The 18,254-nt window shown below is 70.4% G+C and carries 19 protein-coding genes; all 19 read right to left on the reverse strand.

The window, feature by feature from the left end:
- Nucleotides 1-13: 13 nt before the first annotated feature.
- A complete protein-coding gene (locus AC3A6Y_RS09160; protein ID WP_487869033.1) occupies nt 14-973 on the reverse strand; it encodes a Bug family tripartite tricarboxylate transporter substrate binding protein in 960 nt (319 codons plus the stop codon).
- A gap of 50 nt (nt 974-1,023) precedes the next feature.
- Nucleotides 1,024-2,178 (reverse strand): acyl-CoA dehydrogenase family protein, encoded by a 1,155-nt coding sequence (locus tag AC3A6Y_RS09165; protein ID WP_487867920.1) that lies wholly within the window; start codon nt 2,176-2,178, stop codon nt 1,024-1,026.
- Nucleotides 2,179-2,188: 10 nt separating this feature from the next.
- Nucleotides 2,189-3,367, reverse strand: a complete 1,179-nt coding sequence (locus tag AC3A6Y_RS09170) for a thiolase (protein ID WP_487867921.1) — start codon at nt 3,365-3,367, stop codon at nt 2,189-2,191.
- A complete protein-coding gene (locus AC3A6Y_RS09175) occupies nt 3,364-3,768 on the reverse strand; it encodes a Zn-ribbon domain-containing OB-fold protein (RefSeq protein ID WP_487867922.1) in 405 nt (134 codons plus the stop codon). The genes AC3A6Y_RS09170 and AC3A6Y_RS09175 overlap by 4 nt, the downstream gene beginning before the upstream one ends.
- 8 nt (nt 3,769-3,776) lie before the next feature.
- Nucleotides 3,777-4,682, reverse strand: a complete 906-nt coding sequence (locus AC3A6Y_RS09180) for an SDR family NAD(P)-dependent oxidoreductase (protein ID WP_487869034.1) — start codon at nt 4,680-4,682, stop codon at nt 3,777-3,779.
- Nucleotides 4,683-4,696: 14 nt separating this feature from the next.
- Entirely contained in the window at nt 4,697-5,497 is an 801-nt protein-coding gene (locus tag AC3A6Y_RS09185) for an enoyl-CoA hydratase/isomerase family protein (protein ID WP_487867923.1), read from the reverse strand.
- A gap of 43 nt (nt 5,498-5,540) precedes the next feature.
- The gene (locus AC3A6Y_RS09190) at nt 5,541-7,298 is read right to left on the reverse strand and encodes a long-chain-fatty-acid--CoA ligase (protein WP_487867924.1); all 1,758 of its coding nucleotides are present in this window, start codon (nt 7,296-7,298) and stop codon (nt 5,541-5,543) included.
- Nucleotides 7,295-8,428: an acyl-CoA dehydrogenase family protein gene (locus tag AC3A6Y_RS09195; protein ID WP_487869035.1), complete on the reverse strand. Its 1,134-nt coding sequence runs from the start codon at nt 8,426-8,428 to the stop codon at nt 7,295-7,297. Before AC3A6Y_RS09195 ends, AC3A6Y_RS09190 begins: the two co-directional genes overlap by 4 nt.
- 17 nt (nt 8,429-8,445) lie before the next feature.
- A complete protein-coding gene (locus AC3A6Y_RS09200; protein ID WP_487867925.1) occupies nt 8,446-9,273 on the reverse strand; it encodes an SDR family NAD(P)-dependent oxidoreductase in 828 nt (275 codons plus the stop codon).
- Between the two features lie 23 nt (nt 9,274-9,296).
- Nucleotides 9,297-9,725: a MaoC family dehydratase gene (locus AC3A6Y_RS09205; protein ID WP_487867926.1), complete on the reverse strand. Its 429-nt coding sequence runs from the start codon at nt 9,723-9,725 to the stop codon at nt 9,297-9,299.
- A gap of 40 nt (nt 9,726-9,765) precedes the next feature.
- Entirely contained in the window at nt 9,766-10,209 is a 444-nt protein-coding gene (locus tag AC3A6Y_RS09210) for a MaoC family dehydratase N-terminal domain-containing protein (protein ID WP_487867927.1), read from the reverse strand.
- Nucleotides 10,206-11,402: a lipid-transfer protein gene (locus AC3A6Y_RS09215; protein ID WP_487867928.1), complete on the reverse strand. Its 1,197-nt coding sequence runs from the start codon at nt 11,400-11,402 to the stop codon at nt 10,206-10,208. The genes AC3A6Y_RS09210 and AC3A6Y_RS09215 overlap by 4 nt, the downstream gene beginning before the upstream one ends.
- 99 nt (nt 11,403-11,501) lie before the next feature.
- Complete coding sequence (locus AC3A6Y_RS09220) at nt 11,502-11,939, reverse strand: PaaI family thioesterase (protein WP_487867929.1); 438 nt, start codon at nt 11,937-11,939, stop codon at nt 11,502-11,504.
- Entirely contained in the window at nt 11,936-12,751 is an 816-nt protein-coding gene (locus AC3A6Y_RS09225; protein WP_487867930.1) for an SDR family oxidoreductase, read from the reverse strand. Before AC3A6Y_RS09225 ends, AC3A6Y_RS09220 begins: the two co-directional genes overlap by 4 nt.
- A gap of 5 nt (nt 12,752-12,756) precedes the next feature.
- Nucleotides 12,757-13,722, reverse strand: coding sequence for a tripartite tricarboxylate transporter substrate binding protein (locus tag AC3A6Y_RS09230; protein ID WP_487867931.1), 966 nt, complete (start codon nt 13,720-13,722; stop codon nt 12,757-12,759).
- Complete coding sequence (locus AC3A6Y_RS09235) at nt 13,719-14,162, reverse strand: PaaI family thioesterase (protein WP_487867932.1); 444 nt, start codon at nt 14,160-14,162, stop codon at nt 13,719-13,721. Before AC3A6Y_RS09235 ends, AC3A6Y_RS09230 begins: the two co-directional genes overlap by 4 nt.
- A gap of 59 nt (nt 14,163-14,221) precedes the next feature.
- A complete protein-coding gene (locus AC3A6Y_RS09240; protein ID WP_487867933.1) occupies nt 14,222-15,724 on the reverse strand; it encodes a class I adenylate-forming enzyme family protein in 1,503 nt (500 codons plus the stop codon).
- A gap of 127 nt (nt 15,725-15,851) precedes the next feature.
- Nucleotides 15,852-16,865, reverse strand: a complete 1,014-nt coding sequence (locus AC3A6Y_RS09245; protein ID WP_487867934.1) for an AraC family transcriptional regulator — start codon at nt 16,863-16,865, stop codon at nt 15,852-15,854.
- A 59-nt stretch (nt 16,866-16,924) separates the two neighbouring features.
- Nucleotides 16,925-18,109 (reverse strand): CaiB/BaiF CoA transferase family protein, encoded by a 1,185-nt coding sequence (locus tag AC3A6Y_RS09250; RefSeq protein WP_487867935.1) that lies wholly within the window; start codon nt 18,107-18,109, stop codon nt 16,925-16,927.
- Between the last annotated feature and the right edge of the window lie 145 nt (nt 18,110-18,254).

An 18,254-nucleotide genomic window follows, 5' to 3' on the forward strand; every position in this document is an offset into this window, starting at 1 on the left:
CGGCCTAGGCCTGTCAGGGCGCCAGCCGAATGTTCGCATCCTTGATGATCCGCGCATAAATCGCCGCGTCCGTGCGCACCACCTTCTGGAACTCCTCCGGCTTCCCGCCCCCCACCTGCAGCCCCAGCGCCTCGATCTTCGCCGTGACCTCCGGCAGGCGCAGGATGCGGTCGATCCCCTCCGACAGCTTCTGCACGACGGGCGCCGGCGTCGCTGCCGGCAGGAACACGCCGAACCAGCCGTAGGGATCGAAGGACTGGTAGCCCAGCTCGGCGAAGGTGGGAACGTCCGGCAGCCCGGGCATGCGCTGCGTGCCGGTCACCGCCAGCGGACGCATGGACTTGAGATGCGGCCGCGCGCTGGCACTGTCGATGAACGCCGACGCCAACTGCCCGCCGACCAGGTTGGTGACCAGCGGCGCGGCGCCCTGGAAGGGCACGTGCACCAGGTCGATGCCGGCCTGCATGTTCAAGAGCGCACCCTGGATATGCGAGGAGGTGCCGGCGCCATAGCTGCCGAAGTTGTGCTTGCCGGGACTGGCCTTCACCATCGCGATGAAACTCTTCAGGTCCTTCGCGGGCGAATCGAGCGGCACCGCCAGCATGCTCGGGCTGCGCGCGATCATGGTGACGGGCGCCAGGTCCTTCAGCGGATCGTAGGGCAGCTTGTCCATCAGCGACTGCTGCTGGATCAGCGCCGTGATGCCGATCAGCACGGTGTAGCCGTCGGCCGGCGCCTTGGCAACGAAGGCGTTGCCGATGGTGCCGCCGGCGCCGGGCCGGTTCTCCACCAGGGCGGGCTGCCCCCAGGCTTCCTGAAGCTTCTGCCCGATCGTGCGCGCCAGGGTGTCGGTGGCGCCGCCGGCGGGGTAGGGCACGACCAGCTTCAGCGGCTGGCCGGGGTAGGGGCCTTGCGCCGCGGCCGGTGCGGCCAGCAGCGCCGCCAGGCCGGCGGCCACGCAGAGCCTGCGCATCGTCGATGTCTTCTTCACGGGCTTGTCTCCTCTTGAAGTTGGGAAAAAACTCAGCGCATCGCTTCGCGCACCAGGTTGCGCGCGATGACGATCTGCTGGATCTGCGTCGTGCCCTCGTACAGCCGGAACAGCCGCACGTCACGATAGAAGCGCTCGATGCCGTAGTCGGCGATGTAGCCCGCCCCGCCGAAGATCTGCACCGCGCGGTCGGCGACGCGGCCGCACATCTCGGAGGCGAACAGCTTGCAGCACGATGCTTCGGTCGACACCTCGCGGCCCTCGTCGCGCCGGCGCGCCGCATCGATCACCATGCTGCGCGCGGCGTAGATCTCCGCCTGGCTGTCGGCCAGCATCGCCTGCACCAGCTGGAACTCGGCGATCGGCTGGCCGAATTGCCGGCGCTCCACCGCGTAGTTCAACGCGTCGCGCAGCATGCGCTCGGCCACGCCGACGCAGATGGCGGCGATGTGGATGCGGCCCTTCTCCAGCACCTTCATCGCCGTCTTGAAGCCCTGGCCCTCGCGGCCGCCGATCAGCTGCGCCGCGGGCACCTTGCAGTTTTCGAAGATCACGTCGGCCGTGTGGGCGCCGCGCTGGCCCATCTTGCGGTCCTTCTTGCCGATGGTGATGCCCGGCGTGTCCGCTTCCACGATGAAGGCCGAGACGCCGCCGGCGCCCTTGTCCCCGGGGTCGGTGCGCGCCATCAGCGTGAAGATGCCGGCGTGCGGCGCGTTGGTGATGAAGCGCTTGGTGCCGTTGACGATGTAGTGGTCGCCCTCGCGGATGGCGGTGGTGCGCAGCGAGGCGGCGTCGGAGCCGGCTTCGGGCTCGGTCAGCGCGAAGGAGGCGATCAGTTCGCCCGTCGCCAGGCGCGGCAGGTATTTCTTCTTCTGTGCCTCGGTGCCGTCGAAGAGGATGCCCTGCGAGCCGATGCCCACCGTGGTGCCGAAGAGCGAGCGGAAGCAGGGCGATGTCTGGCCCATGGCCAGCATCACCATCACCTCCTCTTCCATCGTCACGCCCAGGCCGCCGTAGGCCTCGGGCACGGTCAGGCCGAAGAGGCCCAGCGCCTTCATCCCGTGCACGAGGTCGTCGGGGATCTCGTCGGTCTCGGCCACCTGCGCTTCGGCCGGCACCAGCTGCTCGCGGACGAAGCGGTTGACGGCGTCGAGCAGGGCTTCGAGGGTTTCGGGGTCGCGGATCATGGTCGGGTCCTCAAAGGGCGTCGGCAGTGCCGAGAATGGCGGTGGCCTGGCTGGACAACATGCCGCCGTTGCCGTGCGCGATGGCGGTATGCGCGTTCTTCACCTGCCGCTCGCCGCAGTCGCCGCGCAGCTGCCGCACCGCCTCGATGAGCGCGAAGATGCCGTACATGCCGGGGTGCACGCACGAGAGCCCGCCGCCGTTGGTGTTGACCGGCAGGCGCCCGCCGGGCGCGATGGCGCCGTCGGCCACGAAGCGGCCGCCCTCGCCCTTGGGGCAGAAGCCCAGGTCTTCCAGGAACAGCAGCGTGTTGATGGTGAAGGCGTCGTAGAGCTGCACCACGTCGATGTCCTTGGGCGCCAGCCCCGCCATCGCGAAGGCCTCGCGGCCCGACTGGCTCGCCGCTGTGATGGTGAGATCCTTCATCGACGAGATCTGCCGGTTCCACACCGCCGTTGCATTGCCCAGCACATAAACCGGCTTCTTGGGCAGGTCCCGCGCGCGCTCCGCGCTCACCAGCACGTACGCGCCGCCGCCATCGGTGACCAGGCAGCAGTCGCGCACGGTCAGCGGGTCCGACACCATGCGCGCCGCCAGCACCTGCTCGCGCGTGAGCGGCTCGCGCATGAAGGCTTCCGGATTGAGCCGAGCCCATGCGCGCGCCGCCACCGCCACGTCGGCGAGCTGCTCGCGCGTGGTGCCGAATTCGTGCATGTGGCGCGAGGCGGCCAGCGCGTAGGCCGACACGGGAAGCATCGGCTCGTAGGGATGCTCGTAGGGCTGCGGGTCGAGAAAGCGGCGCGCCGCCACGATCTCGCGCCGGCCGAAGGCGGCGCTGCGCTGCGCGCTGCCGTAGCAGACCAGCACCGCGCTGCACTGGCCGGAGCGGATGGCATGCATCGCGGGCAGCAGGTGCGCGATGAAGCTGCTGCCGCCGAGCATGGTGCCGTCGATGTAGCGCGGGTTCAGGCCCAGGTACTCGACCACCGGCAGGGCCCACGTCGCGGCGGAGGCGCTGGCGGTGCACAGGCCGTCGATGTCCCGCATCGTCAGCCCTGCGTCGGCCACGGCGGCGTGCGCCGAGCGCGCCAGCAGTTCCATGTCGGTGAAGCCGGGCGTCTCGCCGCAGCCGAAGGTGGCGACGCCGGCGATGGCGGCGCTGCCGCGCAGCGCGTCCAGACCTGTCTTCATGCAGCGTCTCCTTCGATCGCATCGAACAGCACCAGCCCGCGGCCGTCCTTCACCTGCACCCGCGCCCGCACCCGCTGGCCGATGCGCACCGCATCGGGCGCCAGGTTGTCCACGCGGCTCATGAGCCGCACGCCTTCGTCCAGATCGATCAGGCTGACGTTGAGATCGCCTCCGTCCGCAGGCTTGCGCCGCACGGTCGTCACGGCATGCACGGTGCCGAGTCCGTTGAAGCTTTTCCACTCCAGCGCGGTGCTGCCGCAGTGCGGGCAGCCCTCGCGCGGGTAGTACACGTGGCGCCCGCAGGTGCCGCAGCACTGCAGCAGGAGGCGGCCGGCGTCCAGCTCGCGCTGGTGGAAGGCCTGCACGCCGGTGGCACCTTCCTCGATGGTTTGCGTCGTCATGCGCGTCCTCAGATCGGGTCCCAGCTGAACACGTCGCCGGAACGCTCGAGCTCATGGAAGCTCGCCTTCAAGGCGGGCAGCGCATGGCTGGCCACCGTTTGCGGGCTCCAGCCCTCGCTGCGGTGCACCGAGCGCACCGGCCGGGGCTGGCTCATCAGGAAGATCTCGTTGTTGCGCACCGCGAAGATCTGGCCGTTGACGTCCTTTGCGGCATCGCTGGCCAGGCACACGGCCAGCGGCGCGATCTTGGCGGGCGTCATCTGCTTCAGGCGGTCGACGCGCGCCTGCTCCTCGGGCGTCTCGGTCGGGATGGAGCCGATCATCCGGCTCCAGGCAAAGGGCGAGATGCAGTTGGAGCGCACGTTGAACTTCTGCATGTCGAGCGCGATGGACTTGGACAGCGCGGCAATGCCGAGCTTCGCCGCGCTGTAGTTGGCCTGGCCGAAGTTGCCGATCAGCCCGGAGGTGGAGGTCATGTGGACGAAGCAGCCGCCTTCCTGCTCCTTGAAGTGCGGGGCGGCTGCGCGGCTCACGTAGAAGCTGCCGTAAAGATGGACCTTGATGACCGCATCCCATTCCTCGGCGCTCATCTTGTGGAAGAAGCGGTCGCGCAGGATGCCGGCGTTGTTGACGACGACGTCGATGCGGCCGAAGGCCTCCACGGCCGTGCCGACGATGCGTGCCGCGCCCGCCTGTTCCGACACGCTGTCGGTGCTCGCCACGGCCTGCCCGCCGAAGGCCTCGATCTCGCGGACCACGGCCTGTGCCGGCCCTTCGTCCTTGCCTTCGCCGCCGACCGAGGCGCCGATGTCGTTGACCACCACCTTGGCGCCTTCGCGCGCCATGGCCAGCGCCATGTCGCGGCCGATGCCGCCGCCGGCACCGGTGACGACGACCACCTTGTTCTCCACCATCCTGCTCATGTCGTTCACTCCTTGTCCGTGCGCGCCGGCCACTGGAAGGCCGGCGGCGCCTTGTCGAAGAACCGCTGCAGCGCCTTGCGGTGCAGCGTGGTCTGGAAGCACAGTGCCTGGCCGTCGGCCTCGGCCGCGAAGGCGGCTTCCATGGCGCCCGCGTCGAGCGCGATGCGCTTGACCAGGCCCACCGCCATCGGCGAGGCGCCGGCGAAGCTGTCCGCCAGGGCCAGCGCCCGCGGCAGCAGCGCGGCCTGCGAGTGCTGCTCCATGGCGATGCCGAGCGCCAGCGCCTCCCGCGCGTCCACCTCCCGGGCCGAGAGAAACAGCTCGCGGGCGCGCTGCGCGCCGACGATGCGCGGCAGCGTGTAGGTGGCGCCGCAGTCCGGGATGAGCCCGACCCGCATGAAGACCATGCAGAAGCGGGCACGTGGCGTCACCAGCACGAAGTCCGCCGCCAGCGCCAGGCTGAAGCCGGCGCCGTAGGCCGCACCGTCCACCGCGGCGATGACGGGGCGATCCAGGGAGAGCAGCTCGCGAAAGATCGAATTCGCGCTGTGCATGCGGGCGCGCAAGCCGTCGCTTTCGAGCCCGCCGGCGGCGGCAATGCCGCGCAGGTCGCCGCCCGCGCAGAAGGCGCCGTTGGCGCCGGTGATCACCATCGCGCGCACGCCGCTGTCCGACTTGACCCGCGCGACGGCGGCCGCCAGGCCCTCCTTCAGCCCGGGGGTGAGCGAGTTGCGGGTGGCGGGGTCGTCGAGGGTCACGACGGCGGTGGTGCCGCGGCGTTCGTAGCGAACCGGGGTGTCGTTCATGGGGCTGGCTTTGTGATGGGTGCTGAGGCAGACACCGGCCGTCTCATTCGGACTTCTTCCGAGCTGCGGCGCGATGCTGCTCCTGCAGCTCACGCCAGAGGATCTTGCCGGTCCCCGACTTCGGCAGCGCGTCCATGAATTCCACGAAGCGGGGCGCCTTGTAGACCGCCATCCGGCCGCGCGCCCATTCGACGATGTCCTGCGCCTGCACTTCGCCGCGCAAGCCCGGCTTGAGGGAGACGATCGCCTTCACCGCCTCGCCCTGCCTCGTGTCGGGCACGCCGATCACGCAGGCCTCGTGGATCGCGGGATGCTCGTACAGCATGTTCTCCACCTCGGCCGGCCAGACCTTGTAGCCCGAGGTGTTGAGCATTCGCTTGAGGCGGTCGCGCATGAAGAAGTAGCCTTCCTCGTCCATGCAGGCGAGGTCGCCGGTGCGGAAGAAGCGCTTGCCCTCCAGCTCGAAGAAGGCCTCGCGGTCGGCCTGCGGGTTGCGCCAGTAGCCGAGGGTGTTCTGCGGCGCATGGGTGACCAGTTCGCCCACCTCGCCCTGCGCGAGCTCCTGCAGGGTCTGCGGGTCCACGATGCGGGTGTCGACCCCCTGCGCCGGGATGCCCAGGCACTGACGCTTGCCGCGTGCGAGCGGATTGGCCTGCAGGAACGAGGCGGTCTCCGTCAGGCCGTAGCCTTCGTTGTAGGTGATGCCCCAGCGCTGCTGCATCGTCGCCGCCACCGCTTCCGGCATCGCCGCGGCGCCGCCGGAAAGCAGGGTGAGGCTGGAGATGTCGCGCTGCGCCACCTCGGGCTCCGCGAAGAAGTCCAGGATCATCGCCGGCGGGGCCGTCCAGGCGGTCACGCGGTGCCGTTCGATCAGGCGCGCCGCCACGGCCGGATTCCAGCGCGGCAGCATCACCGAGGTGCCGCCCAGGAAGATCGGCATGTTCATGCCGTTCTGCAGGCCGAGCATGTGGAACAGCGGCGCGACCGCGAGCACCACCGTCTCGCAATGCAGGCCCTTCCAGACGTGCGAGGCCGCCAGCGAGGCGATCACCGTCCGGTGCGTGTGCATGCAGCCCTTGGGATGGCCCGTGGTGCCGGAGGTGTAGGGGAGCATGGCGAGGTCCGTGGGCAGGACATCACCATCGATGCCGTCGCCCGTTGCCGGCACGCCGTCCCAGCCTGTGCAGTCCGCGCGTGAGGCCGGGCGCAGCGGCGCAAGCACCCAATCCGGGATCTCGTCGCCGGCGGTGTCGCCCACGGCCTCGCTGTACGCATGCACGACGATGCGGTCGAACAGGCCGGGCTCGAAGTGCTCCAGCAGCTCCTGCGCCACGAAGGCAATGCGCGCGCCGCTGTTCTCGGCGTAGTAGCGCACCTCCTGGGCCTTGCTCATGGGATTGACCGGCACCACGACGCCGCCCGCGCGCAGGATGGCGTAGCAGGCGATCACGAATTGCGGGCAGTTCTGGCTCGCCACCAGCACGCGGTCGCCGCGCTTCAGCGCGAGCGTGTCGCGCAGCCAGGCGGACATCGCTGCCACGCGGTGCTGGAGCTCGGCATAGCGGAGGACGCTGCCGCAGTAGACGATCGCCGCCTTGTCCGGATAGCGCCGCGCCGCGAGCTCGAGGACCTCCGGCAGCGTCGCCTGCGGCACGACCAGCTCGCGCGCGACGCCCTTGGGCCAGAAGCGGAAATGCGGACGGTCGGAAACGGTGCCCCCGCGCTCCCCCACTGCGTGTGGGCCGCTGCCCCCCAGGGGGGGCTTCGCGCTTTCGGGCGGCCGTGCGGCGCTCACCATCATTGCTTCTCCATGGCCCGGGCGATGAGCTCTTTCATCACCTCGTTGGCGCCGCCATAGATGCGGCCGACGCGCACATCGGCGTAGAGCCGCGCGATCGGATACTCGTTCATGAAGCCGTAGCCGCCATGCAGCTGCAGGCACTCGTCGACGATGCGGCAGCAGGCATCGGTGGTCCACCACTTGGCCATGGCGGCGGTCGGCACGTCGAGCTCGCCGTGCATCAGCCGCGCGATGCAGTCGTCCACGAAGGCGCGCGCCACCTGCGCCTGCGTCTCGCACTCGGCCAGCTTGAAGCGGGTGTTCTGCATCTTCAGCAGCGGCTGGCCGAACACCTGGCGGTCGCGCACGTACTCCAGCGTGTCGTCGATCGCGCGCTGCATGCTCGCCACCGTGCCCACGGCGATGAGCATGCGCTCGCGCGGCAGCTGGTTCATGAGCTGCGCGAAGCCGCCGCCTTCCTCGCCGCCCAGCAGGTTCTCGGCGGGCACGCGCACGTCGTCGAAGAAGAGCTCGGTGGTGTCCAGCGTCTTCTGGCCCATCTTGTCCAGCAGCGGCCCCCGGCGGAAGCCCGCCGTGCCCTCGGTCTCCACCATCAGCAGCGAAATGCCCTTGGCGCCGCCTTGCGCATCCGTCTTCGCGGCGACGCAGACCAGGCCGGCGTGCATGCCGTTGGTGATGAAGGTCTTGCTGCCGCTGATGCGCCACGCGCCGCCAACGCGGCGCGCCTGCGTCTTGATGCGCTGCAGGTCGGTGCCGGCGCCGGGCTCGGTCATCGCAATGGCCGCCACCAGCTCGCCGGTCGCCATGCGCGGCAGCCAGCGGCGCTTCTGTTCTTCGGTGCCGTAGGCCAGCAGGTAGTGGGCGACGATGCCGCTGTGCACGTTGTTGCTGAAGCCCTGTGCCATGGCGCGCATCTGCTCCTCGCAGATCACCGCCTCGTGCAGGAAGCTGCCGCCGCCGCCGCCGTACGCCTCGGGAATGCTGGCGCACAGCAGGCCGGCCTGGCCGGCCTTCGTCCAGATGTCGCGGTCGGCGTGCTGCTGCGCGCGCCAGCGCGTCTCGTGGGGGACGCATTCGCGCTCGAAGAAGCGGCGCGCGCTGTCCTGCAGCATCTGCAGCTCCTCGGTCATCCACGGCCGGGTGGCGTTCACGGCCGGCCGCCTCCGCAGACCAGCACCTGTCCGCTGACGTAGTTCGACTCCGGAATGCAGAACATGTACACGGCCCCCGCCGCTTCTTCCGGCGTGCCGCCGCGGCCCAGCGGGATCAGCGCCTCGGCGTTCTTCAGGATCTGCGGATTGACGCCCACCTTGATCTGCCGGCCCTCGATGTCGATGCTGGCGCCGGCGCCGGCATCCGCTTCGGTCAGCCGGGTCTTGATCAGCCCGAAGGCGACGCTGTTGACGTTGACCTTGTAGCGGCCCCATTCCTTGGCCATCGCCTTGGTCAGGCCGTTGATGCCGGCTTTGGCCGCCGCATAGTTGGCCTGCCCCGCGTTGCCGTAGACGCCGGAGGTGGAAGAGATGTTGACCACCTTGCGGAACACCTCGCGTCCTTCGTCCGCCTCGCGCCTGGCCGCATCGCGGATGAAGTTCGAAGCCGCGCGCAGGATGCGAAAGGGCGCCGTGAGATGCACGGCGAGCATGGCCTCCCACTGCTCGTCGCTCATCTTCTGCACCACGCTGTCCCAGGTGTAGCCGGCGTTGTTGACGATGATGTCCAGGCCGCCGTAGGCATCGACAGCCGCTTGCACGAAGCGCTCGGCAAAGCCGCCGTCCGTCACGCTGCCTGCGCAGGCGATGGCGCTGCCGCCCGCGGCCACGATCTCGGCAACGGTCTGCGCGGCCGGTTCGGGGTCGAGGTCGTTGATGACGACGCGGGCCCCTTCGCTCGCCAGCTTGAGCGCGATCTCGCGCCCGATGCCGCGGCCGGAGCCGGAGACGATGGCGACCTTGTTCTCGAGTTTGCGGTTCATTCGGTGTCTTTCCTTTGCCTGTGTCAGGGCCAGGCGACGAGCGCCTCGCCGCTCAGCTTGGTGATGCCGTCCTGGTTGGCCGTCATGACGTGCAGCCGCACGCAGCGCCGGCCCTCGTGCTCGAACTTCTCGTGGACCTTGCCCGTGCAGGTGATGCGTTCGCCCACGTGGGTGATGGCGGCGAAGCGAATGTCCAGCGAACGGATTGCCGGCTGCGGGACCCAGTTCGTCAGCAGCCGGCCCAGCCAGGCGGCAGACAGCATGCCGTGCGCGAACACGTCGGGCATGCCGGCGGACTGGGCGAAGTCCGTGTCCACGTGGATCGGGTTGTGGTCGCCGGAGGCGCCGCAGTACAGCGCCAGGGCAAGGCGGGTGATGGGGGGCAGTTCCAGCGGGGGGAGGGTGTCGCCTTGCTGCAGGGCGTCCCAGTCTGGAAGGGCAGGTGTCGTCATCGCGTGAGGCCTTGGGGTCGAGGGCGGGTCTTGAACGGTGCTAGGCATTGCGCACCACCGTCACGCAGCGCAGCTGCGCCACCAGCTCGTCGCGCTGGTTGCTCACACGCGTTTGCCGCACCACGAATTCGAGCGCGCCGCCCTTCTTGTCGTAGATGTCCGCGATGCGCTGCTCGTAGCGCAGCGTGTCGCCGGCATAGGCCATCGCGTGGTACGTGAAGCCCTGCTCGCCATGCAGCAGCGTGCGGTAATCCATGCCCAGCAGCTCGCGAATCGCCGCCGGGTTGGGCGCTTCCATCTCCAGGCAGAAGAGAAAGCTGGGCGGCACCGGCAGGCCCGGATGCCCCGCGTCGCGCGCCGCGGCTTCGTCGATGTAGACCGGGTCGGCTTGACCGGTTGCCTTTGCGAAGAAGCGCAGGCGGCCCGCTTCCACCGGCACCTGGAAAGCCGGCAGCGTGTGGCCGATGTGGCGGCGATCGATCATCGCTGGCTCTGGTAGAGCGTGACGACACAGGCGCCGCCGAGCCCCAGGTTGTGCTGCAAGGCGAGCCGTGCTCCCTCGACCTGGCGCTGCTCGGCCTGCCCGCGCAGTTGCCACACCAGCTCCGCGCATTGGGCCAGGCCGGTGGCGCCGAGCGGATGGCCCTTGGAGAGCAGGCCGCCGGAGGGGTTGGTCACCACCCGGCCGCCATAGGTGTTCTCGCCCTCGACGATGAAACGCTCCGCCGTGCCCTCGGGCGTGAGGCCCAGCGCCTCGTAGGTGATCAGCTCGTTGGCGGTGAAGCAGTCGTGCAGCTCCACCACGTCCAGCTCCTCCGGGCCGATGCCCGCGGCCTCGTACACCTGCTTCGCCGCGGCCGCCGTCATGTCGTAGCCCACGAGCTTGCGCATGTCCCCGGTCTCGAACGTGGACGGCGTGTCGGTGGTCATGGCCTGCGCCGCGATCGCGACGCGCATGTCCAGCCCATGCTTCTTCGCGAACTCGGCCGAGCAGACGATCGCCGCGGCCGCGCCGCAGGTGGGTGGGCAGCACTGGAAGCGCGTGAGCGGATCGAACACCAGCGGCGCAGCCATCACCTCGTCCAGCGTCAGCGTCTGCCGGAACACCGCCAGCGGGTTGCGCGCCGCATGCTGGCGCGCCTTCACCGAGATGCGGCCGAAGGTGTCGCGGCGGATGCCGTGCTGTGCCATGTAGTCGCGGCCGGCGCCGCCGAAGAACTGCGCGGCGCGCGGCGCTTCGGGGATGAAGCCCTGCTTCTGCGTCATCACCTCCGCGAAGCGCCCCATCGGCGAGGGCCGGTCGTCGTAGGCGCCCTTCAGCGCGCCGGGCTGCATCTGCTCGAAGCCGAGCGCGATGGCGCATTCGACCACGCCGCTCTCGACCGCCTGGCGTGCGAGGAACAGCGCGCTGGAGCCGGTGGAGCAGTTGTTGTTGAGGTTGAAGACCGGGATGCCGGTGAGGCCGACGCCGTAGATCGCCGCCTGCCCGGCCGTGGAGTCGCCGTAGACGTAGCCCACGTAGGCTTGCTGCACGAGGGCGTAGTCCACGCCGGCATCGTCGAGCGCCAGCTTCGCGGCCCGCGCACCCATCACGGTGTAAGGGTCGCTCGCGCCGGGCTTGGTGAAGGGGATCATGCCGACGCCGACCACATGGACGGGACGCTGCTGACGTGTCATGGAAGCTCCTGATTGGGACGTGTGACGATGAAGAGAAGTCTCGGCTGCCGCGTGGGGTTCAACAATCGCGGATCGGCCCAAAACGATTGGCCGAAACGCTCACGCGGGTTCGCGGTAGCGAAAGGTGCCCATGGCGCGCGCCGCCACTTCGCCGCCGGCATCGACGACGGTGGCTTCGCAGAAGCACACCGAGCGCCCGCCACCGCTGGCGCGCCCTTGCGCCTGCAGCCGCCCGCTGGCGGGCCGCATGAAGGCGATGTGCATGTCGATGGTGACGACCTCGCGCGCATAGCCCACGCGCGAGAGCGCGGCATGCGCCATCGCGCTGTCGAGCAGCGTCATCAGCACGCCGCCGTGGCCGCTGTCGTGGTTGTTCAGCAGTTCGGGGCGCAGCATGACCGACACCAGCGACTCGCCGCCCTCGGCGCGTTCGACCTGCAGGCCCAGGTGCTCCGAGAAGGGCACGTAGCGCTGGGGGCCGCTGCGCGGCTTGTCGCCTTCCTGTTCCCGCGGCGTGCCGGCGAGATGAAGGCTCATGCCGTCTCCCGCTTCGAGGCGGCCGCCGCTGCCGTGAAGTCCCGCGGCCCGGTCAAGCCCAGCCCGCCATCCACGGGAATCACGGCGCCCGTGATGTACGAGCCCCAGTCGCTGGCCAGCAGCATCGCCATGCGGCTGATGTCCTCGATGCGGCCCAGGCGCTGGAGCGGCACGCGCTGCGCCATCGCCTTCATCGTCTCGTCGGTGGGTGCGAGGCGCTTCAGGCCCTCGGTGTCGGCAATCGGGCCGGGCACGATGGAGTTGATGCGGATGCCCTGCGCGCCCCATTCCAGCGCCAGCACCCGCGTGAGCATGTCCACGCCCGCCTTGGCTGCGCACACGTGCGCCTGGAAGGGCGTGGGGATGAAGGCCTGCCCGGCGGAGATCTGGATCACGCAGGCGCCGGGTTGGCGCAGGTGCGCATGCGCCAGCCGCGCGACGTTGAAGCTGCCGAGCAGGTCGATGTCGACCACCGTCTTGAAGGCGTTGGGCGACATGTCGCGCGCGCTCGCGAGGAAGTTGCCCGCGGCGCCCGAGACCAGCACGTCGATGGGGCCGAAGCGCTGCGCGGCCTGCGCGAAGGCGCGTTCCAGCGCCTCGGGCTGCCGCACGTCGGCGGGGATGCCGAGCGCCTCGGTGCCGAGGCTTTCGAGCTGCTGCGCGGCAGTGGCCACCTTGTCGGCCGAGCGGCTGAGCACCGTCACGCGCGCACCGGCACGGGCGAAGGCCTGCGCGATGCCGAAGTTGATGCCGCTGGAGCCGCCGGCGGCGAACACGTGGCGGCCCTGGAAGTCGAAGGCAGAGAAGTCCATGAGCTTCACTCCGGCTTGAAGCCGATCTCGGCCAGCATCTTCCGCTCGCGCTCGAACTGCGCACGAGCGTAGTCGGCATAGCGCTCGCCGGTCGTCAGCTTGGGCTGCATGTCGAACAGCTCGAGCTGCTGAAGGTAGGCCGGGTCCGCCGCGGCCTTGCTGAAGGCCGCGTGCAGCCGGGCGGCGATCTTCGGATCGAGGTTCTTCGGCGCGACCAGCCCCACCGGCGATTCGATCACCATGTCGTGGCCCAGCTCCTTCACGGTCGGCGCGTCGTAGCGCTTCAGGCGCTCCGCGGTGAAGGTGGCGAGCAGGCGCACCTTGCCGCCCTGGACCTGGGGCCCGAAGCCCGGGTCGCCGTAGACGTCGAGGTGGCGCCCGATCACCGCCTGGAAGGCCTCGCTGCCGCCCTTGTAAGGCACGAGGTTGAAGGAGGTGCCTGCCTGCCTGGCGAGCCGCTCGGCGTAGATGCGGTTGATGCTGATCGCACCGACGTTGCCCCAGCTGATTGCGCCGGGACGCTTCCTGGCGTCGGCCAGCAGCTCGGGCAGCGACTTCCAGGGCGCGTCGACGGCCACCACGATGCCGGTGGTGAGGCCGGCCAGTCCGATCAGGTAGGTGAAATCCTTGAGCGGGTCCCAGCTCACCTTCTGCACCAGCGGCGCGCGGATCACCGAGTTGTGCATCACCGCGATCGTGTAGCCGTCGGCTTCGTGCATGGTCGCCAGCGATGCAGTGCCGGTGACGCCGCCGGCACCCGGCTTGTGCATCAGCACGATGGGCTGGCCGAGGTCCTTGGACGCGGCCTCGGCCAGCGTGCGGAAGATCGGGTCGAAGGAGCCGCCCGGCGGAAATGGCAGCACGAGCTGGATCGGCTTGCCGGGGTAAGGGTCGGCGGCCTGGGCCAGCGGCGCGGCCAGCGCGCAGGCGGCCAGTGCGGTCAGAGCCGCGCGGCGATGCATCTTCGTCATGGTGTCGTCTCCTGAGTGTTGGAAGCCGCCTGCGGCAGCGGCAGGTAGCGGAAGGACCCTTGAGCCTGCGCGACCAGGCGGCCGGCGGCATCGGTGATGGCAGCGCGGCACCAGGCCACGCTGTCGTCGTGGTGCAGCACCTCGCCGTCGGCGCTGAGCCGGCCGCGGCCCGGTTCGAGGAAGCTGGTGTCGAGGCCGAGCGTGACGGCGGTGCGCGCGAAGTCGAACACCGACACGGCCGCGCTGGCCATCACCACGTCGAGCAGCGTGACCAGCACGCCGCCATGCACCGCGCCGATCACGTTGCCGAGCTCCGGCCGCGCGTCGATCACGACCCGCGCGCGGCCCGCTTCGGCGTATTCGCGGCGCGCGTCCAGCAGGCGCATGAAGGGCACGCGGCCGAAGACGTTGCGGCGGTCTCCGCCGGCGACCGGCGTCATTGAAATACCTTCGCCTTCGGCTGCGGTACGAGCCCCCTTCGGAGCGGCCGGGCGGGGGCTCACGCGCTCACCTGCTCGCGCAGCACGTTCTTCAGCACCTTGCCGGCGGCCGACATCGGCAGCTCGCGCACGAAGCTGATGCCGCGCGGGCACTTGTAGCCGGCCAGGCGCTCGCGGCACCAGGCGCGCAGCGCATCGGCATCGGCGGCGGCATCGTCGGCCATCACCACCGCGGCATGCACCGCCTCGCCCCAGCGCACATCCGGCACGCCGACGACCGCCGCCAGCCGGACCTGGGGATGGCTGCGCAGCGCGGCCTCGACCTCGGCGCAGTACACGTTCTCGCCGCCGCTGATGATCATGTCCTTGAGCCGGTCGACGATGAAGAGATGGCCGTCGGGCAGCATGCGGCCGGCATCGCCGGTGTGCAGCCAGCCCTCGCGCAGCGCGGCGGCGGTGGCCTCGGGGTTGCGCCAGTAGCCCTGCATGACCATCGGTCCGCGCGCCAGCACCTCGCCCACTTCGCCGCGCGGCAGCTCGCGGCCGCTCTCGTCGGCGACGATGATCTCGGCGCCGAGGCCGGCCCGGCCGACGGAGTTCAGCAGGCCCGGGCCGCGTGCCTCGGCGCGGTGGTTGGCCGGCAGGTTGATGCACACGGCGCCCGCGGTTTCGGTGAGGCCGTAGGCCTGGAAGAACTCGGCCTGCGGCCAGGCAGCCAGCGCCCGGTCCAGCAGGTCCGGCGGCATCGGGGCCGCACCGAAGGCGATGCGCGTCAGGCTTTGCACGCGGCCGGGTGCGAAGGCCGGGTCGTCGAGCAGCGACTGCAGCATGCTCGGCACCACGATGATGTCGCCGATGCGGTGCGCCTCGACCGCGTCGATCACCGACGCCGGGCGGAACTGCGCCATCGTCACGCAGCTGCCGCCGACGATGAGCTGGCCCACCAGGCGTCCGAGGCCCGCGACATGGAACAGCGGCGCCACCAGCAGCGAGACCGAATCCGGCGCGTTGTTCAGCTCGGCGCCGCGGGTCATGGAGGCGGTCCAGAAGTTGGCGTGGCTCAGCATCACGCCCTTGGAGCGGCCGGTGGTGCCGCCGGTGTAGAGGATGGCGGCGAGCGCGTCGCCGCCGGTGCGCGTGTCGGGCAAGGGCGCAAGGGCAGCGCCTTCTTCTTCCAGCGTGGGCAGGCGAAGCAGCGTGGCTCGGCCGGCCGGTGCGAGCGCGGCCAGCGTGTCGTCGGCGAGCAGCAGCGAGGCTTCGCTGTCCTGCAGCGCGTGGGCGAGCTCGGGCGTGCTCCAGCGGATGTTCAGCGGGCAGGCGACGGCACCCAGCCACCAGCAGGCGAGGATGGCGCTGACCAATCGGTCGCTGTTGGGCGCGAGCAGGGCGACGCGGTCGCCGCGAGCGATGCCGCGCTTCGCCAGCGCGGCCGCCTGGCGGGCGATGCCGTTCGCCAGCTGGGCATGCGTATGGCGGCGCGTGCCGGCGTCGGCGATGTGGGCGAGCGCCGTCTGGTCGGGCTTGCGCTGCAGCGTGCGATGCAGTCCTTGGGTGAGATACACGATGGGGCCGCGGGCTGGTGGAAGATGCGGCAAAGCTTAGGTCGCGTTGCGGCGCGGACCCATGGCAGGAAGCGCCAAAGGGCTTGGCGAAAGCGTCCAGGCGTGGCCATGCCAACAGCCCGAAGGCTCAGCGTTCCGGCCCGTGCGCGAGCCGGTACTCCCCCGGCGCCACGCCCGTCCACTGCTTGAACGCCCGGTGAAAGGTGCTCGCCTCCGAGAAGCCCACGCGATTGGCGATCTCCAGCAGCGGCAGCGGCGTGTGCAGCAGGTATTCGATGGCGGCGTCGCGCCGCAGCTCGTCCTTGATCTGCTGGAAGCCGCGGCCCTCGTCGCGCAGCCGCCGGCGCAGCGTCTGCGGTGTCACGGCGAGCGCCTCGCCGACTTCTTCGAGCGAGGGCAGCTCGGCGCCCAGTTGCTTGCGCAGCAGCCGGCGGATGCGCTCGGTGAGGCTGCTGGTGTCGCGGTACCGCACGATCAGGTTGGCGGGCGAGCTGGCGAGGAACTCGCGCAGGCTTTGCGGCGACTGCACCACCGGCAGCGCCAGCCAACGCGCATCGAACCAGAGGCCGACATGGGGCTGGCCGTACCGGATCGGCACCTGGTACACCCGCGAGCTGTCGGTGCTCGTCTGCTCTGCCGTGTAGTCGACCTCGAGCAGCGGGATGCGGCGCGCCACCAGCCAGGAGAAAGCGTTGAAGGCCAGCAGCATGAAGGCCTTGACCGCATAGTCCAGCCGCGCATCGGAGGCCCGCCGCAGCACGAACTGGACGTGCGCGCTGCCATCGTGCACCGACAGGCGCGGCACGAAGTCGCGCAGCAGCAGGTGGTACCAGGCGAAGCCATCGCGCAGGGCCTCGCCCAGCGTGGCGCAGCGCACCAGCTGGCGCATGCACTGGCCGAAGCTTCCGGGCGGCAGCGGATGGCTCAGCAGGCCCCACATCTCGTCGTGCAGTTCCCGCCGCAGCGCGCGGATCAGCAGGGCGTACTGGCGCTGGGAGATGCGCGCCAGCGGCGACTCCAGCAGCGAGGGAGCGATGCCCGCCCGCGCCAGCAGCGGCGCCGCCTCGAGCCCGCGATGGCGCGCGCCCATCAGGATGCTGTGCACCTGCTGGATGGCAACGGTGTGGTGGGTGAGCGTCATCGATGGCGGCCGCCGCGGCCCGGCCGCCCGGATTGTAGGCAGCACCCGGCCGGCCGGGCTCAGTCGACGGCGCCTGCGGCGCGCAGGACGGCGACGGCTGGCGCGTCGAGCCCGGCCTGGCGCAGGATCTCGTCGGTGTGCTCCCCGGCGCGCGGCGCGGGCCGCGGAGGCGAGGGCTCGAAGCCGGTCATCTTGATGGGACAGCCGAGCTGCGGCGTTGCGCCATCGGCGCCGGCCGCGGCGCGCATGCCGCGCGCGCGGAAGTGCGGATGCGCCAGCGTCTCGTCGATGCGCAGCACCGGCGTCACGCAGCCGGCGCCGTCGCGGAACAGCTCGCGCCAATGCGCGAGCGGCTGCGCACCGAAGATGGCGGCCAGCTCCGCGCGCACGCTTTCCTCCGTCGCCCGGTCGCTGCTGCGGTGCAGGGGGACCAGATCGGGGCGCTCGAGCCTGCGGCACAGCGCCTCCCAGAACTTCGGCTCCAGCGCGCCCACCGCCACGTGGCGGGCGTCGGCCGTGCGGTAGAAGCCGTAGCAGGCGAGCGCGCCCGTCAGCGCGCTGTGGCCGATCTGCGGCACCTTGCCGTGCTGGTGAAGCCCGGCGAGCGGCAGCACCGCGTGGGCGAGCACGCCGTCGGCCATGGCGATGTCGACGTGCCGTCCGCGGCCCGTGCGCGCGGCGTCGAAGAGCGCGGCAAGAATGCCTGCCGCGGCCGTCATGGTGCCGCCCAGCAGGTCGGCCACGGGCAGGTTCGACAAGGCCGGCCCGGCGGCGTTGCCGATCTGGTCGGCCACGCCGGCGAGGGCCGCGTAGTTGAGGTCGTGCCCCGGCATGTCGCGCAGCGGCCCGGTCTGGCCGAAGCCGCTGATGCTGCAGTAGACGATGCGCGGGTTGGCGGCCGCCACCGCCTCGTAGCCCACACCCAGCCGCTGCATCACGCCGGGGCGGAAGCCTTCGACCAGCACATCGGCATCGCGGCACAGGCGCAGCAGCGTGGCCACGCCTTCGGGGTGCTTGAGGTCGATGCGGATCGCCCGCTTGTTGCGGTTGACGAGCGCGCGCACCGCGGGGCTGGCGTAGTCGCCGGCGCCGGTGTCCTCGATCTTGAGCACGTCGGCGCCGAGGTCGGCCAGGTGCATGGTGCCGAGCGGGCCCGGCAGAAGGCGCGTGAGGTCGAGCACGCGCACACCGGCGAGCGGTGCGCCGGCGGGTGCGCTCGCGGCGGAGTCAGGGGAAGAGGTCATGAGGCCTCCAATCTAGGCGGCGCGGAATGCAGCGGCAATGGCGGCAGCGGTCGCGGGGATTGGCGAAAAGCGTCAGGGCTGGCAGGACGACGCCTGCCCGGTCACGCCAAGCCCGAGAGATGACGGAGGTGGTCATTGCTGTTCA

It is taken from the genome of Variovorax sp. Soil_C_17, from assembly GCF_057657265.1.

What these genes read in the sequence shown, in the direction of transcription:
- AC3A6Y_RS09250 (WP_487867935.1), bottom strand. Translation starts at nt 18,109, where the DNA reads ATGACCTCTTCCCCTGACTCCGCCGCGAGCGCACCCGCCGGCGCACCG.
- AC3A6Y_RS09235 (WP_487867932.1), bottom strand. Translation starts at nt 14,162, where the DNA reads ATGACGCCGGTCGCCGGCGGAGACCGCCGCAACGTCTTCGGCCGCGTG.
- AC3A6Y_RS09215 (WP_487867928.1), bottom strand. Translation starts at nt 11,402, where the DNA reads ATGACACGTCAGCAGCGTCCCGTCCATGTGGTCGGCGTCGGCATGATC.
- AC3A6Y_RS09210 (WP_487867927.1), bottom strand. Translation starts at nt 10,209, where the DNA reads ATGATCGATCGCCGCCACATCGGCCACACGCTGCCGGCTTTCCAGGTG.
- AC3A6Y_RS09190 (WP_487867924.1), bottom strand. Translation starts at nt 7,298, where the DNA reads ATGATGGTGAGCGCCGCACGGCCGCCCGAAAGCGCGAAGCCCCCCCTG.
- AC3A6Y_RS09185 (WP_487867923.1), bottom strand. Translation starts at nt 5,497, where the DNA reads ATGAACGACACCCCGGTTCGCTACGAACGCCGCGGCACCACCGCCGTC.
- AC3A6Y_RS09225 (WP_487867930.1), bottom strand. Translation starts at nt 12,751, where the DNA reads ATGGACTTCTCTGCCTTCGACTTCCAGGGCCGCCACGTGTTCGCCGCC.
- AC3A6Y_RS09200 (WP_487867925.1), bottom strand. Translation starts at nt 9,273, where the DNA reads ATGAACCGCAAACTCGAGAACAAGGTCGCCATCGTCTCCGGCTCCGGC.
- AC3A6Y_RS09230 (WP_487867931.1), bottom strand. Translation starts at nt 13,722, where the DNA reads ATGACGAAGATGCATCGCCGCGCGGCTCTGACCGCACTGGCCGCCTGC.
- AC3A6Y_RS09160 (WP_487869033.1), bottom strand. Translation starts at nt 973, where the DNA reads ATGCGCAGGCTCTGCGTGGCCGCCGGCCTGGCGGCGCTGCTGGCCGCA.
- AC3A6Y_RS09205 (WP_487867926.1), bottom strand. Translation starts at nt 9,725, where the DNA reads ATGACGACACCTGCCCTTCCAGACTGGGACGCCCTGCAGCAAGGCGAC.
- AC3A6Y_RS09175 (WP_487867922.1), bottom strand. Translation starts at nt 3,768, where the DNA reads ATGACGACGCAAACCATCGAGGAAGGTGCCACCGGCGTGCAGGCCTTC.
- AC3A6Y_RS09245 (WP_487867934.1), bottom strand. Translation starts at nt 16,865, where the DNA reads ATGACGCTCACCCACCACACCGTTGCCATCCAGCAGGTGCACAGCATC.
- AC3A6Y_RS09165 (WP_487867920.1), bottom strand. Translation starts at nt 2,178, where the DNA reads ATGATCCGCGACCCCGAAACCCTCGAAGCCCTGCTCGACGCCGTCAAC.
- AC3A6Y_RS09195 (WP_487869035.1), bottom strand. Translation starts at nt 8,428, where the DNA reads ATGACCGAGGAGCTGCAGATGCTGCAGGACAGCGCGCGCCGCTTCTTC.
- AC3A6Y_RS09170 (WP_487867921.1), bottom strand. Translation starts at nt 3,367, where the DNA reads ATGAAGACAGGTCTGGACGCGCTGCGCGGCAGCGCCGCCATCGCCGGC.
- AC3A6Y_RS09180 (WP_487869034.1), bottom strand. Translation starts at nt 4,682, where the DNA reads ATGGTGGAGAACAAGGTGGTCGTCGTCACCGGTGCCGGCGGCGGCATC.
- AC3A6Y_RS09220 (WP_487867929.1), bottom strand. Translation starts at nt 11,939, where the DNA reads ATGAGCCTTCATCTCGCCGGCACGCCGCGGGAACAGGAAGGCGACAAG.